Here is a 15,090-nt window from a genome sequence, read left to right on the forward strand (position 1 = left end):
TCTCAAGACCTGCGAAATCCCTGTGGGAGCCGGCTTGCCGGCGATTGGACGCAAAGCGGCCTCTTAACAGCAATTGAGGGCTTGGGGCTGCTTTGCAGCCCATCGCAGGCTGTCGCCTGCTCCCACCGAGATTGCACCGCTCTCAAGACTTGCGAAGTCCTGTGGGAGCCGGCTTGCCGGCGATTGGACTGCAAGCGCCTCAGTGCACCGTCAGCGAGCCTGCGCCACCGCATTGGCCCGGGCACGGTGCAGCTTCTTGTAGCTTTCGACCAGACGCAGATGCCGGTCGAGCCCTTCGAGCTTCAGGCTGGTCGGCGTCAGCCCATGGAAGCGCACACTGCCCTGCACCGAACCCAGCACCGCATCCATCCGCGCATCGCCGAACATCCGGCGGAAGTTGACCTCGTAATCGGCCAGCTCCAGCTCATCGTCCAGGGTCACTTCCAGCACCACGTTCAAGGCCTGGTAGAACAGCCCGCGCTCGACGGTGTTGTCGTTGAACTGCAAGAACGCCTCGACCAGCTCCTTGGCCGCTTCGAACTCCTGCAAGGCCAGGTAGATCAGCAGCTTGAGCTCGAGGATGGTCAGCTGGCCCCAGGCGGTGTTGTCATCGAACTCGACGCCGATCAGGGTCTTGATATCGGTGTAGTCGTCCAGCTCGCTGTCCTCCAGCCGCTCGACCAGGGCTTGCAGGGCCTCGTCGTCGAGGCGGTGCAGGTTGAGGATGTCGGCACGGAACGCCAGGGCCTTGTTGGTGTTGTCCCAGATCAGGTCTTCCACCGGGTAGATTTCCGAATAGCCCGGTACCAGGATGCGACAGGCGGTTGCCCCGAGGTGTTCGTATACCGCCATGTACACCTCCTTGCCCATCGACTCGAGAATGCCGAACAGGGTCGCGGCTTCCTCGGCGTTGGAGTCCTCGCCCTGGCCGGAGAAGTCCCACTCGACGAACTCGAAGTCGGCCTTGGCACTGAAGAAGCGCCACGACACCACGCCGCTGGAATCGATGAAGTGTTCGACGAAGTTGTTCGGCTCGGTCAACGCATGGCTTTCGAAGGTAGGCTGCGGCAGGTCGTTCAGGCCTTCGAAACTACGCCCCTGCAGCAGCTCGGTCAGGCTGCGCTCGAGCGCCACCTCGAAGCTTGGGTGGGCGCCGAACGAGGCGAACACGCCACCGGTGCGCGGGTTCATCAGGGTGACGCACATCACCGGGAATTCGCCGCCCAGCGAGGCATCCTTGACCAGCACCGGGAAGCCCTGCTCTTCCAGGCCCTGGATACCGGCCAGGATGCCGGGATACTTGGCCAGGACCTCCTGCGGCACATCCGGCAGGGCCAACTCGCCCTCGAGGATCTCACGCTTGACCGCCCGCTCGAAGATCTCCGACAGGCACTGCACCTGCGCCTCGGCCAGCGTGTTACCGGCGCTCATGCCGTTGCTCAGGAACAGGTTTTCGATCAGGTTCGAGGGGAAGTACACCACCTCGCCATCGGACTGGCGCACGTACGGCAGCGAGCAGATACCGCGCTCGACGTTGCCCGAGTTGGTGTCATACAGGTGAGAACCCCGCAGCTCGCCCTCCGGGTCGTAGATTTCCCGGCAGTACGGGTCGAGGATCTCTGCCGGCAACGCATCCTTGCGGCCCGGCTTGAACCAGCGCTCGTCCGGGTAGTGGACGAAATCAGCGTTGGCGATTTCCTCGCCCCAGAACTGGTCGTTGTAGAAGAAGTTGCAATTCAGGCGCTCGATGAATTCACCCAGGGCCGACGCCAGGGCGCTTTCCTTGGTGGCGCCCTTGCCGTTGGTGAAGCACAGCGGCGACTGTGCGTCACGGATGTGCAGCGACCACACATTGGGCACGATGTTGCGCCAGGAGGCGATCTCGATCTTCATCCCCAGGTCGGCAAGGATCTGCGACATGTTGGCGATGGTCTGCTCCAGCGGCAGGTCCTTGCCCGCGATGAAGGTGCGGGTGTCGTCGCCAGGGTTCACCATCAGCAGCGCCTGGGCGTCGGCGTCCAGGTTCTCGACTTCCTCGATGATGAACTGCGGCCCGGTCTGCACCACTTTCTTGACCGTGCAACGGTCGATGGAGCGCAGGATGCCCTGACGGTCTTTCTCGCTGATGTCGGCCGGCAGCTCGACCTGGATCTTGAAGATCTGGTTGTAGCGGTTCTCCGGGTCGACGATGTTGTTCTGCGACAGGCGGATGTTATCGGTGGGAATGTTGCGCGCGTTGCAGTACACCTTCACGAAGTACGCCGCACACAAGGCCGACGACGCCAGGAAGTAGTCGAACGGGCCAGGGGCCGAACCATCACCCTTGTAGCGGATGGGCTGGTCGGCCACGACCGTGAAGTCATCGAACTTGGCTTCAAGACGAAGGTTGTCGAGAAAGTTGACCTTGATTTCCATGCGGGAATACCGTGATAAAAAGCAGAACAAAATGGCTGCCATTATCCGGGTTTTGCGGCGAAACGGCTAACTTTTCATGCCTCCGGGCAACCCGTGCCCGGAGGCATGCCTGGGTCATTCCAGCAACTGTTCCAGGCTCGGGTCGCGGATCACCCGCTGCATCGGCTGTGGCGCGGCATGGCCGGGCTTGGCCATCTTCAGCTTCATGCTCGCGACCTTGGCACAGGCGTTGCCGCCGTCGGCGTAGATGCCGCTCATGTCACATTTCCATTGGTAGAAGTTCACCAGGCCGCCCGACATCTGCAGGCTGTAGTCGGTGCTCTGGGTGCCTGCCGTGAACGGTACCCCCGCCGGGATGTTCTGGAACCATTTCATCCACTCATCCGACCCTACCGCTGGCGGGTTCGCCTGGAACAGCGGGTTCATGATCGCCACCTGGGGCGCCTCGGCGGTCATGTGGCAGCTCAGGCAGGAGCTGTTGGGGTTGTCCACCGGCCCGTTGAGCCGGCCGTTCCAGCCCAGGTGGGTCGGCGGCAACTCTTGGGTGTCGGCGTTGATCGCGGTCTGCTGCAGCGCGGGGTTGATCTTGGTGACGGTCGGCTCCGGGTTGGTGTAGTCGTTGCTGGTGACCTGCGGGTCATTGCCCCACATGATGCCCACCGGCACCAGGTTGTCCCAACCGGCCTTGCCGGTCTTGGCGCCGTTGTACTGGAAGGTGCCGAACAGCCAGCCGGTGTCGCTCATGCGGGTATCACGCACGGCGATGTCCATCTGGATCAGCGCCACCTCCTTCACCTGGCGGTTGGCGGACTGAAAGGTCTCGGTGATATAGCCCTGCCACAGCACCGGGTTGGCCAGGAACGGCACCGTGCTGCGGTCGATATCGGCGAACAGCGCCTTGCACACCACGGTGCCGTTGGCGAAGCTGTTGGGCTTGGAGGTGAAGCTTGGGTCGGGATTCTGCGGGTCCTTCCAGACCTGGCCGAGGGTGTAGGCGCCGATGTCGTTGTAGATACCCACCGCGTAGGTCTGCCCGGTCGCGGTCTGCCCCGCCGCCAGTTGCCTGGCCTGGATCTGCGCTTCCTTGGTCAGGCCGTGGATTCCTTCGCGCCCCAGCGGCCCGTAGTGCTGCCAGGGCATGTGGTACCAGTTGCGCACCTTGTTGTTCTGCACGTACCAGTCGGCCTCGACGTTGCCTTCCAGGCAATAGGCCTTCGCCGCGTCCATGTAGGCGCGCCAGGTCTCGAAGTTGTTGTCCGGTTTGCCCGGCAGCAGCTTGAAGAACGCTGGCAAGGTGCCCTGGGGTGGCGTGCTGGGGTAGCTCTGGCTGAGGGTGAAGGTGGGGCCCTTGTAGCTCTCGGGCGGTGCATAGCCATAATCCGGGTAGGTGCCGGCCTGGGCCGCGAGGCTGAACAGGGCGGCCGTCATGGCCAAGGCTGCTGGCTTTCCTTGGAACGGGTTCATCACGGATCTCCTTGATCGCACAAGCCGGGCATCGCTCGGGCCCTTGCCCACCAATGCGGGGCTTCCATCATTGTTGTTGGTGGGCCCTGGCGTAGGCCAAGGCCGGCTTCACGGCTGGGCTGGGTCGTGGGCCTCCTTGGCGGTGCCGCCGGGACGAACGCGGCCGCCCCCCGCGACGAGAACGGGGGCGACCAGAAGGGAAAGGACATGAAGAGACGAGAAATGGCGCATGTCGACTCCTGTCGAGCATTGACCGTCTTCCTTGCTAACAGGTGTAGGCCATCCTGGGAAAAGTGCCATCCTTTTCACATCAAACTGTGAGCAGGACCGCAACCGACCGTGGCTACCTCAGAAGAAGCTGCGCTGCGCCTTGAGTGTCACCCTACCTTCGCAATAGCTGTTGATGCCCGCATAGGCGTCGCAGCCGCCACCGCGCAGGTCGGAGCTGCTGTAGATCAGGTTGAGGTCAATGCCCAGCCAGGGGCGCGAGAGTTCCAAGGACCAATCGTTGAACGTGTCGACATGGCTGCCATCGCCGATGGTGAAAGGCGTGCCGAGGCGGTGATGGGCAAGCTTGACGGAGACGTCGACATCGAACAGCGGCAACCGGCCGAAATCGGCGAACAACGTGCCGGTGCGGTTGCCGGGGTTGTCGCGCAGGGCGCCGCCGAAACGGCTGCCCAATACCGAAATGCCGCCGTACAGCGCATAGCTGTCGCTGTCGGCGAGGTTCGGCTGGCTGTAGTGGATCAACCCGGCCTCCAGGCCCAGGCTGTCGTCGAAGCGCCGCTTGTAGCCCAGGTAGCTGTCCAGGCGCAGGGTCGAGGTGGGAGTCAGGCCCATGCTGGGGGCGAACTGGCCGAAGTACCAGCCGCTGGGGTGACTGAGGTCCAGGCCACCGTGGAAGGCGCCAATGGCACTGGGGGAAATCAGCCCCTGGGCCATGCTGCGTGAAGCGGTCGTGCCCAGTTTGAAGTCGAAATCGCCCAGTTCGCGCTGGATCTGCTGGGCCAACAGCATGGGGCAGAAAAGCAGCGCCATGCTCGGCACCAGCCAGTGCCTGGTCATGGTCACCGTCCTGGAGTGCCTGCTTTGAAGTGCAAGAGGATAACGGGGTTGGTTGCCTGGGGGAACCGTGGCCATTTGGTCATGCCCTGTGTCCCGCGGCCCGGCAAGGCTCGCGGGAGCGGCGGTAGGCCGCCCCCGCGATTACATCATCACGTCACGGATTGACCTGGTACCCGCGCCCCTGCAGGCAACTGCTGTAGGCACTGGCCTGGGCCGAATCCTGGGCCTGGCCCTGGCTGCGCCGGTCCTGGCGGCGCTCCTGGCGTTGGCGCATCCCGCCCACTGCCGCGCCAGCCGCTGCTACTTCGCCGGCGCGGTTCTGCCGATACTGCTGCTTGGCGTCGTCACCCACCCTGTCGTAGAGCTCTTCATGCTGCCGACCGCGCACCTCGGCCCCCACCGCGCCGGCCGCGGCCCCGGCAGCCGCACCACGCAGGCGGCCACCGACATGCGGGGTGGAGGTCGTGCTGGCGCTCGCCGAATTGCTGGCGACGCTATTGCAATAATCCATATCCTGCTGGGTCTGCTGGCTGCTCTGGCCGTTCAACGGCACGACGGTCTGTGCCTGAACGGGCAGCGCGAACAGCAGCAAGCCCAGGTAACCCCATGTGAACGTACCCATGGCGTATCTCCGCGCAAGGAAGTCCCAACACACAGCGTAGCGCCTCCCCTGCCCCTACGCTGTGCGCCGGCGGGCACGGCGGCTGTCGAACCACACCAGCATGGCGCTTGCATACACCGACACCGCCAGGAACAGCGCGAACCGTATGGCAAATGCACGGTACACATCCTGGCCGGCCGCGCTGTCCTGTACCGACTGCCCCAGCAGAATCAGCATGGTGGTCAGGCAGCCGACCCAAAACGCCGGCCGTTGACCGCTCTTCACCTGCCCGTACAAGCGGCGCGCCTGCCAGAGGGCGAACAGCAACACCCAGAGAAAGAACATCCACACATGAACGAAAACGCTGAGCGCTCCCCACAGCAACACCGCGAGCACCCCAGCCAGCAGCGTGGAGCCGACCAGCTCCCGGGCGGCATGCCGGGCATCGGTTTCCTCGGCCTGCTGGCCCAGGCTCACCGCCTTCATGATCAGCGGCATGAAACGGTCCGGCGCCACCAGCGCCAGTAGGAACGCCGGCATGACGATGAGCGTGGCGCGGAAAGCGACCCAATCGACCTCCTCGGTGTCCAGCTGTGCGGCCCGTGCAGCGCTGCCCTGGCTGGGTGGTTCCGGAAACAAGGCATGGGCGAGCGCGCAGCCAAGGGCCGCCAGCAACATGCCCTTGGCCAGGGCTTCGACCACCGACAACGCCAAAGTGAAATCGTGGGTGCCGGCAGCGGCGATCATGGTCAGGCCGATCACCAGCAGGTTCGCCACCAGCCCGTTGCCGCCACGCAAGGCATAGCGGAACACCAGGAACAGCCCGACGCCGACCAGCAGTACGCCACTGACCGGGGCGTGGCGCAGCAGTGGGATCAACAGCAGACCACTGCCACAGGCAAGCAGCACCAACAGGCCCAACAAGGGCGCGGCACGCAAGGGCAGCGGCTGGCTGCGCATGGCCAGCAGCAACACCGCGAACACCGGTGCCAGGATCGGCACCGGCAGGCCCAGGCCGAAGCTTGCGGCGAGCGCCAGCGCGCTCCCCCAGGCCAGGCGCAGGGCACGCAGGCGACGCAGGTCAGTAGGCATAGGACAACCAGCTCATCAGCCACATGAAAGCCCGGCCCAGCAGGTTCAACGGGTTGCCCTCGCGCGGCAGGGCCATGACCTCGGCCTGCCCACCGACACGCAGGCTGGCCACGTTCACCCGCGGGTCACGGTCGAGCTCGACGATCACTGGGAAGCGCTGCGCCGAACGCAACCACTCGCGGCTGTTCTGCACCTGGGGCAGCGAGCCCGGCGGCGGGCTCTGGCCGGTGCTCACGCCATAGCCGATGCTGCGCACCCGCCCACGCAGCAACTCGCCCGGCAAGGCATCGAGCACCACCAGCACCGGCGTGCCAGGGCGCAGGTGGCCCAGGTTGTTCTCGGTCATGTCGGCGCTGATCCACACGTCATGGATCGTGATCAGGGTCATCACCGGGCTGCCGGCGCCGACATAATGGCCGACATCGGTGCGCAAGTCGGTGATCAAGCCATCTACGTCGGCGCGTACGACCGTACGGGCCAGATCCAACCGGGCTTTTTCCACATTGGCCACGGCGCTGCGCACCTGGGCGTTGTCCGCCTCGCCGCCGCCCTGCTGCTCACGGGCCCGCTCGACCTCGGCACGGGCGGCGACCACCTGGCTGGCGGCCTGTTCCCGTGTCGCCTGCGCGGCTTCCAGGCGCCTTACAGAAACCGTACCCGGGTCTTCCTGATACAACCGCTGCAGGCGCTCGGCATCCTGGTGCGCCTTGCGCGCGTTCGCCTGGGCGGCAGCCAGCGAGGCCTGGGCCACGTCGATACCGGCGGTGTGGGCGCCGATCTGCCGGCGCACGGTGTCGAGCTCGGCCTCGACCCGCGCCAGGGCAATGCGGTACTGGGCCTGGTCCAGTTCGAACAACACCTGACCCTTGCGCACCTCCTGGTTGTTGCCCACCGCCACCCGCTTGACTTGCCCGGCCACCTCGGCGCTCACCGGCACCACGTAGGCTTGCAAGCGGGCTTGCTGGGTATAGGGCGTGAAGCGGTCGGCGAGCAGGTACCAGAGCAAGCTCACGGCGATCGCCAGCAGCACCCAGCGCATGCTCTGGTCGGGCTTGGCGGGTGTCGGCGCAGGGGCTGGGGCTTCGCTCATTTCGTCTCACCGGTGTCATGGCCTGCCGGGGCCCGGCTGTCGAGCAGGTCCCCCCAGTCGGTACGTTGTTGCATCTGTTGGCGGGTATCGGGGGCGATGACAGGACGTTGCGGGTCCCAGCCCCCCCCGAGCGCCTTGTACAGGGCCACCAGGCTGCCGACCGCATTGCCACGGCTGACCAGATATCCGTCCTGCTGCTGTAACAGCAATTGCTGGGCATCGAGCACCCGCTGGAAATCGGCGAAGCCCTCGCGGTACTGCGAACTGGCCAGCGCCAACGAACGCTGCGCAGCCTGCGCGGCCTGCTGGCGAATCTCGGCGCTCTGCAGCGAGCGCACCAAGCCACTAGCGGCGTCATCGGCCTCACGCGCCGCTTCACGTACACCGCGCTGGTACTGCTCGATCAGTTGCTGCAGGCGGGCGTCTTCCACGCGCACGGCGTTCCTGCGCCGGCCATAGTCGAACGGGTTCCAGACCAGGCTGGGGCCAGTGGCCAGCTGCAAGCTGTCGGGCAACTGGCTGGCCGAGACGAACGTCCAGCCGATGCTGCCCAGCAGGCTCAACGACGGGTACAGGTCGGCCTCGGTCACGCCCACCAGGGCCGATTGCGCCACCACCGCCTGCTCGGCGGCGCGGATGTCGGGGCGACGCTGCAGCAGGCTGGCGGGCACATCCCGGAGCACGGCCTTGTCCGGCACGGGCAGCTGAGCATGGCGGGCTGCTAGTTCCGGCATAGGCCCCGGTGGCCGCCCCAACAGCGCGCACAGCACATTACGCAGGGCATTCAACTGGTTTTCCAGCTCAGGGATGGTCGCCTGGGTGGCCAGGTACTGGGTGCGTGCCTGCTGCCAGTCGAGCTCGTCATGCTCACCATGACGGAACAAGCGCTCGGTGATCTGCAGGCTACGTGCCTGGCGCTGGGCGTTTTCGTGGGCGATATCCAGGCGCGCCTCGACGGTGCGTAGGCTGAAATAGGTATCGGCCACCTGGGCGCGTAACAACACCATGGCATCGGCGTAGTTGGCCTGGGAGGCGAAGTACAGCGCATCGGCTGCCTCGACGGCGCGGCTGAAGCGCCCCCAGAAATCGATTTCCCAGGCAATGTCGAAGCCCAGGCTCGACTGCCAGAACACCGAGTCACGGGCATTGGCGCTGCCAAACTGGTCCTGTTTGAGGTAGAGATGCTCGCCCCGAAACTGCTGCACCTGGGGGTAGCGCCCGGTCTGGGCGATCGCCAATTGCGCGCGCGCTTCGGCGACGCGCAGGCCGGCCACGCGCAGGTCGGTATTATGGGCGTCGGCCTCGGCGATCAGCGCATCGAGCGTCGGGTCGGCGAATACCACCCACCACTGGCGCGAATCGGTGCCGGCCAAGCGGCTGGCCTGCTCCAGCTGGGGCGTGCTCCAGTGCTCCAGCCAGGGGGCCGGGACGAGCTGGAAGTCCGGGCCCACCTGGGTACAGCCACCCAGCAGGGCTGCCAGGCCCAGGGCACGACAGCGAAGGCGCCTCAGCATGGGCGGCCCAGGCTCAGGTCGCCGAGCCGGTGGGTTCTTCCGGCACCTGCTGCGCCACCCACTGCCAGAACAGGTTGTAGGCCACGGCCAGGATCACCGGGCCAATGAACAGGCCGATGATGCCCTTGACCACCATGCCACCCAGGGCACCGATCAGCACCACGGGCATTGGCACATCCACGCCCCTGCCCAGCAGCAAAGGTTTGAGCACGTTGTCGGCAAGCCCGGCGATGAAGGTATAGATGGCGAACACGATGGTCCCGACGGTGAAGCCTTCGGTGCTGAAGATATACACGATGACCGGCAGGGTGATGAGCGTCGCCGGCGCCTGGGCGATTCCCAGCATCAGGATGGCGATGGCCAGCATCCCGGCGCCGGGGACGCCCTTGATCACGAAACCGACACCGATCAGCAGCATCTGGATGAAGGCGATGCCGATGACGCCCTGTGCGACGGCGCGGATGGTCGCGGTACACAGCCTGACGATCGGCCTGCCCCGCTCCTCGCCCGAGACCCGAATGGCAATACGCTGGGCCGCCCGCTCGCCACGCTCGCCGAAGGCCATGATCACGCCGGAGATGATGATGGCGGCGATGAACAGCAAGAATGCACCACCGGCACTGGCAACCGCGCCCAGCACCGTGCGCCCAGCCTCCTTGAGATGGGGCATCAGGGTGTTCAACACCCCACTCAGGCTTTCCGAGGCGGCCAGCCACAGCCCATGGACGCGGGCGCCGACCAAGGGCCAGGTAGCCACCGAGTCGGGCGGCGGCGGCACGCTCCAGGCGCCACTCTTGAGCAGTGTCACCAGGCTGTCCACCGACTCGCCGATGGACACCACCACCAGGTAGATCGGCACCAGCAATACCACCAGCACCAGCAGCACCACCAAGGTGGCGGCATGGCCGTCCCTGAGCCCCATGCGCCGCTTGATCCGGCAATGCAGTGGGTAAAGAGTGACCGCGAGAATGACCGCCCAGAGCATCAGCTCCATGAACGGCTGGAACACTTGGAAGGCGAACATCACCAGGCCTGCCACCAGCCCTGCCTTGATGAGCACATCGAGCAGGCCCCGCGACAGGGCGCTGTCCAGCTTGAAACTTGGCTGCATGGTCCACCTCCGGTTGAGCCGTATCGCTAGGCCTGGGGTCGGCTGTCGCTGGCCGGCAAGTCGTCATCCTTCCCTTCAGCCTGCGCCTGCCGATGCAACGCGAGCAGCCACTGCGCCTCCTGCCGCTGGTAGCGCCGTACCCAGGCGGCGGCCTGGTCCTCGTCCTGGCCCAGGGCAATGAAGGCACGGCGGGCCATCTCCAGGCTGGAGTGGAAGGTTTCGCGGACCGGGTTGGCACCTAGGTCGAGCAGGCGCAGCACGTCTTCATGGTTGCGTGCTGCGGCAATGACGGGGACCTGCGGATAGTGCTGGGCCAGCAGTTCGACTGCCTTGAAGTTGACCTGGGCATCGTCGGTGGCCACGATCACCAACCCCGCCTCGCCCACCTTGGCCGCGCGCAGGATCTCCGCGCGCGACGGGTCGCCATAGAACGCCGCCGGCCCTTGCTTTCCGGCGTTGCGCCCAAGGGCTTCGAGGGAAGTGTCCAAGGCCACCAGACGCACGCCTTCGGCATGCAACATGCGAGCAATAGCGCCCCCCATGCGGCCAAGGCCTGCCACCACCACCTGTGGCGCCTCGTCCACCACCGGCAGGGTGCCGGGCGCTTCGGCCACCGGGCGCTCGTCACGCAGCCGGCGCGCCAGCAGCAGCATCACCAAGGGCACCACCGCCATCGACAAGGTGATGGCGAGCACCAACACGTCATGTACCTGCTGTGCCAGCAACCTGTACTCCAGCGCCAGCTTGAACACCACGAAGGCGAATTCGCCGCCGGATGCCAGCACCACTGCCAGGCACAATGCCTGGGCCCGGCCCAGGCCACCGACAGCGCGGCCCACCCCGAACAGCAGCGGCAACTTGATCGCCACCAGCAGCACCGTCAGCCCCAGCACCTGCAATGGCATGCCGAGCAGCAGGCGCAAGTCGGCGGTCATGCCCACGCCGACGAAGAACAGCCCGAGCAGCAGGCCTTTGAGCGGTTCGATCTGCGCTTCGAGTTCGTGCCGGAACGGAGACTCGGCCATCAGCACGCCCGCCAGAAAAGCCCCCAGCGCCATGGACACGCCCACATGCTCCATCACCCAGGCCGTGCCCAGCACGGCCAGCAGTGCAGTGGCGGTGGACAGCTCGTGCAACCCCGAGCGGGTTACCCAGAGAAATACCGGTTGCAGCAGGTAACGCCCCCCGACGATCACGATGCCGATGCCCACCGCGACCGCCAACAATGGCCGCGCGCCCTCAGCCGGTGCGCTGCCGCCTCCGGCCAGCAGCGGCACCATGGCGATCAGCGGAATGGCCGCAATGTCCTGAAACAACAGAATACCCACCGCTACCCGTCCGTGCGGCTTACCCAGTTCCTTGCGCTCGGCCAGCACCTGCAGGCCAAAGGCGGTGGACGATAGCGCCAGGCCCACGCCCAGCACCAGGGCTGCACCCGGCGACTGGCCGAACACCAGGTACGCTAGAAAGCCGAGCACCAGCGCCGTGAGCCCCACCTGCAGCGAGCCCACGCCGAACAAGGAGCGGCGCATTCGCCATAGCCGGCGCGGCGAAAGCTCCAGGCCAATGACGAACAACAGCATCACCACGCCCATCTCCGAGAGCCGCGCCACGTTCTGCGGGTTGTCGATCAGCCCGAGCAACGCCGGCCCGATCACCATGCCGGCAAGCAGGTAACCCGGCACCGCGCCCAGCTTCAGCCGCTGCAGCAACGGCACGAGCATGACAATGGCCAGCAAGAACACAACCGTCGCCTGCAACAGGCTACCGTCATGAGGCATTCACACCCCCTCTGCGACCCTGTCAGATATCGTCTGGGCACCACCGGACCAGGCACGCTCAGCACCACGCCGGAAAATGTGAAATTGAGTATGGGCGATTCATGGCAATCTGCTTCCCCTTTCCTGCCGATGCCTCGCCTACCTGCTCGCTCAACGGGCGGTCATCCGCCGCCGGTATTGGCGGGTGCGCAGGGCGTTGCCCCATTGCTGCACCAACAACGCCCACCAGGGCCAAACCCGGGGATGGCTTGCCTTGCCTCGGCTCAGCCGGCTCAGCTGGAACTTGACGACCGCCATGTTGGCGAGGGAGGCCAGGGTCTTGTTCTTCCAGGTGATCGGCGCAAGCTCGGGCGCGCTGGGCTTGCCTGCCAGCCAGTCACGGGGCAATGCGGGGTCGATCGCCAATGCCGTACCGATGCCCACCATGTCCACCCCGCTGGCGATCACCTGCTCGGCCACCGGCCGCCGCCGAATGCCACCGGTCACCATCACCGGCAGGGTCGCCACCGCACGAATGTCGCGGGCGAACTCCAGGAAATACGCCTCGCGGGCCAGCGTACGACCGTCCCGGGCTTGCCCCTGCATGGCAGGCGCTTCGTAGCTGCCGCCGGACAACTCCACCAGGTCCACCGCGAGCCCGTTGAGCATGCGCACCACCTGCCGGGCGTCGTCACCGGTGAATCCGCCACGCTGGAAGTCGGCCGAGTTGAGCTTGACCGCTACGGCAAAGCCGGGGGATACCACGGCACGCACGGCCTTGACGATATCCAGCAGCAGCCGGGCACGGTTTTCCAGGGGCCCGCCCCACTGGTCGTTGCGCCGGTTGGTCAGGGGCGAGAGAAACTGGCTGAGCAGGTAGCCGTGGGCGGCATGGATCTGCACGCCATCGAACCCGGCCAGTTCCGCCAGCCGCGCCGTGTTGGCGAAACGGCCGATGACGGCTTCGATGACCTGCGGGGTCATGGCCTGGGGGGTATTGAAAAGCCTGGACATCGAGCCCAGCGTCAACGGTACGGCCGAAGGCGCCCAAGTCGGTTGCCCGAGGTTGGCCTGCATCTGCCGGCCCGGGTGGTTGATCTGCAACCAGAACTGCGCCCCCCGGGACTGCCCGGCTTGGGCCCATTGTCGGAATGCTTCGATGTGCTGGTCATCTTCCAGAACCACGCCACCCGGCCCGGTCATGGCGTGGTTGTCCACCATCACATTGCCGGAAATCAGCAAACCCGCCCCGCCCTCAGCCCAAGCCTGGTACAGGCGGATCAACTGGGGGGATGGAGCATGGGCTGCATCGGCCATGTTTTCTTCCATGGCCGCCTTGGCGATGCGGTTGGCGAGGATGGAGCCGTTGGGGAGCGTCAGGGGGGCGAACAGGTTCATGGCAAGCACCTCGAAGGGATGGTGCTGCGGACCATATCCTTAAAGTCAACTTCAAGGTCAACAGGTGCTTTTCGAACCCAGCCCAAGCCCCTGTGAGCACGAGCCTGACTGCGATTGCAGGGGTAACGAGACTGCCATTAACGCAACACAGGACCGCGCCTACGATGGTCGGCGCAGGTGTCGGCTGTCTTGCCCGCCGCGATGTCCTGACGCAACCGGCCCAGCACCCGTTGCGAGTTGTCTGCGCAGGCCATGCCGTCAGGCTTGCTTTCTATACCGTCGATCACCAGCAACAGCTGCGCTTTGTTACGGGCCAGGCGCTGTTGCAGTACCTCGATCTCCTCGACCTTGCGCTTGAGACCGGCGAGCAGTTCGTCGTGCGGCCAACCGTTGCCATCGTCAGGCAGCAGATGGCGAATTTCCTCCAGCGAGAACCCCGCCGCCTGGGCGCAGGTGATCATTTCCAGCACCCAGACGGCGTCTGCCGCGTAATCACGATAACCATTGGCCTTGCGTGCGACCGACTGAATCAGGCCACTGGCTTCATAGAAGCGGATGCGAGAAGGTGCAAGACCGGTAATCTTGGCAAGCTCTCCTATTCTCATGAGGCACCTTAGGAAGTGGGTTGACCTTGAAGTGCACTTTAATCCTACAGTCACTCGGCGGCCAAGCCTCTTGACCGGCGTGGCGGCAGCCTGCACACCTCATCACAGGAGACGCGAAATGGGATACGTCACAACGCAAGACGGTGTAGAGATCTTCTACAAGGACTGGGGCCCGCGCGATGCCCAGGTCATCCATTTCCATCACGGCTGGCCACTGAGTGCCGATGACTGGGACGCCCAGATGCTGTTCTTTCTCGCCCACGGCTACCGGGTGGTCGCCCATGACCGGCGCGGCCACGGGCGCTCCAGCCAGGTCTGGGACGGGCACGACATGGACCATTACGCCGACGACGTGGCGGCGGTGGTCCAGCACCTGGGCGTGCGGGGCGCGGTGCATGTGGGGCACTCCACGGGAGGTGGAGAAGTCATCCATTACCTGGCCCGGCATACCGAGGACCCGGTGGCCAAGGCAGTCATCATCGCAGCCGTCCCACCCTTGATGGTGAAGACTGCCAGCAACCCCGGCGGGCTGCCCAAGTCGGTGTTCGATGACTTCCAGGCTCAGGTTCAGGCCAACCGGGCGCAGTTCTACCATGACATTCCGTCAGGCCCGTTCTACGGCTACAACCGTCCGGGCGGGAAACCGTCCCAGGGCGTGATCCTGAACTGGTGGCGCCAGGGCATGATGGGCAGCGCCAAGGCGCATTACGACGGCATTGTCGCCTTCTCCCAGACCGACTTCACCGAAGCCCTGAAAAGCGTGACCGCCCAGGTGCTGGTGATGCACGGTGACGACGACCAGATCGTGCCTTATGAGAACTCGGGGCCGCTATCGGCCAAGCTGCTGCGCAATGGCACATTGAAAACCTACGCAGGGTTCCCCCACGGCATGCCGACAACCCATGCCGAGGTGATAAACGCCGACCTGCTGGCGTTCATCCGTAGCTAAGCGCTCGCAGCCATCGGCCAAGC

General features: G+C 65.3%; 12 protein-coding genes. 1 reads left to right on the forward strand and 11 read right to left on the reverse strand.

Going from position 1 to position 15,090, the window contains the following annotated elements; translation table 11 throughout:
- Positions 1-210: 210 nt before the first annotated feature.
- The 11 genes from ACXHGZ_RS12445 to ACXHGZ_RS12495 all read right to left on the reverse strand — a co-directional run bounded on the left by ACXHGZ_RS12445 (position 211) and on the right by ACXHGZ_RS12495 (position 14,118).
- Positions 211-2,415, reverse strand: coding sequence for an OsmC domain/YcaO domain-containing protein (locus tag ACXHGZ_RS12445; protein ID WP_480460104.1), 2,205 nt, complete (start codon positions 2,413-2,415; stop codon positions 211-213).
- Positions 2,416-2,529: 114 nt separating this feature from the next.
- On the reverse strand, positions 2,530-3,879 hold the full coding sequence (locus ACXHGZ_RS12450; protein ID WP_480460105.1) for a hypothetical protein: 1,350 nt from the start codon (positions 3,877-3,879) through the stop codon (positions 2,530-2,532).
- A gap of 348 nt (positions 3,880-4,227) precedes the next feature.
- Positions 4,228-4,947 carry a TorF family putative porin gene (locus tag ACXHGZ_RS12455; RefSeq protein WP_480460106.1) on the reverse strand — a complete coding sequence of 240 codons (720 nt, stop codon included), beginning with the start codon at positions 4,945-4,947 and terminating at the stop codon, positions 4,228-4,230.
- A 154-nt stretch (positions 4,948-5,101) separates the two neighbouring features.
- Complete coding sequence (locus tag ACXHGZ_RS12460) at positions 5,102-5,569, reverse strand: hypothetical protein (RefSeq protein WP_480460107.1); 468 nt, start codon at positions 5,567-5,569, stop codon at positions 5,102-5,104.
- Positions 5,570-5,623: 54 nt separating this feature from the next.
- Positions 5,624-6,640 (reverse strand): DUF2955 domain-containing protein, encoded by a 1,017-nt coding sequence (locus ACXHGZ_RS12465; protein WP_480460108.1) that lies wholly within the window; start codon positions 6,638-6,640, stop codon positions 5,624-5,626.
- The gene (locus tag ACXHGZ_RS12470; protein ID WP_480460109.1) at positions 6,630-7,730 is read right to left on the reverse strand and encodes an HlyD family secretion protein; all 1,101 of its coding nucleotides are present in this window, start codon (positions 7,728-7,730) and stop codon (positions 6,630-6,632) included. The genes ACXHGZ_RS12465 and ACXHGZ_RS12470 overlap by 11 nt, the downstream gene beginning before the upstream one ends.
- Positions 7,727-9,244 carry an efflux transporter outer membrane subunit gene (locus ACXHGZ_RS12475; RefSeq protein ID WP_480460110.1) on the reverse strand — a complete coding sequence of 506 codons (1,518 nt, stop codon included), beginning with the start codon at positions 9,242-9,244 and terminating at the stop codon, positions 7,727-7,729. The genes ACXHGZ_RS12470 and ACXHGZ_RS12475 overlap by 4 nt, the downstream gene beginning before the upstream one ends.
- Positions 9,245-9,257: 13 nt before the next feature.
- Positions 9,258-10,355 carry an AI-2E family transporter gene (locus tag ACXHGZ_RS12480; RefSeq protein ID WP_480460111.1) on the reverse strand — a complete coding sequence of 366 codons (1,098 nt, stop codon included), beginning with the start codon at positions 10,353-10,355 and terminating at the stop codon, positions 9,258-9,260.
- 26 nt (positions 10,356-10,381) lie between these two features.
- On the reverse strand, positions 10,382-12,136 hold the full coding sequence (locus ACXHGZ_RS12485) for a monovalent cation:proton antiporter-2 (CPA2) family protein (protein ID WP_480460112.1): 1,755 nt from the start codon (positions 12,134-12,136) through the stop codon (positions 10,382-10,384).
- A gap of 150 nt (positions 12,137-12,286) precedes the next feature.
- Positions 12,287-13,513, reverse strand: a complete 1,227-nt coding sequence (locus ACXHGZ_RS12490) for an NADH:flavin oxidoreductase/NADH oxidase family protein (RefSeq protein WP_480460113.1) — start codon at positions 13,511-13,513, stop codon at positions 12,287-12,289.
- A 137-nt stretch (positions 13,514-13,650) separates the two neighbouring features.
- Positions 13,651-14,118 (reverse strand): MerR family transcriptional regulator, encoded by a 468-nt coding sequence (locus tag ACXHGZ_RS12495; RefSeq protein WP_480460114.1) that lies wholly within the window; start codon positions 14,116-14,118, stop codon positions 13,651-13,653.
- 118 nt (positions 14,119-14,236) lie between these two features.
- Between ACXHGZ_RS12495 and ACXHGZ_RS12500 the strand changes: the two genes are divergently transcribed.
- Entirely contained in the window at positions 14,237-15,067 is an 831-nt protein-coding gene (locus tag ACXHGZ_RS12500) for an alpha/beta fold hydrolase (RefSeq protein WP_480460115.1), read from the forward strand.
- Positions 15,068-15,090: the final 23 nt, after the last annotated feature.

The sequence above is a fragment of the Pseudomonas shiyinii genome (assembly GCF_056725765.1).